Source organism: Halalkalibacter lacteus (assembly GCF_036663595.1).
GTDB lineage: Bacteria > Bacillota > Bacilli > Bacillales > Bacillaceae_D > Halalkalibacter > Halalkalibacter lacteus.
Map to the genome: position 1 here is coordinate 1 of NZ_JAWRVL010000253.1, position 265 is coordinate 265.

Consider the following 265-nt stretch of genomic DNA (forward strand, 5'->3'; position numbering starts at 1 on the left):
GACTCCGCAGGCGCTGAAAGCGAACGAATCGCTCTCTAGGGCGGTAGATCTCACCCTTTCCACTGCACAATCCGACTTTCCCGTCCTTGAGTGGGGCACGAACAAGACTGTGGGCGTGCTGAGCGAGGCAGATATGCTTAGGGGTCTACAGAAGAATGGTGGAGCGACACCCGTGCGTGAAGTGATGCGTTCTGCGCTTCCGGCTATCAACTCCAACGAACCCCTTTACCAGGCTCTTGAAAAGATGTCCAAGGCCGGGCTCAGG

Annotated in this window: 1 protein-coding gene; it reads left to right on the forward strand. The window is 57.0% G+C overall.

The features are described from left to right. Positions 1 to 184 precede the first annotated feature (184 nt). A partial coding sequence (locus SAZ04_RS23660) for a hypothetical protein (protein ID WP_431309054.1) occupies positions 185 to 265 on the forward strand: 81 nt, incomplete at its 3' end.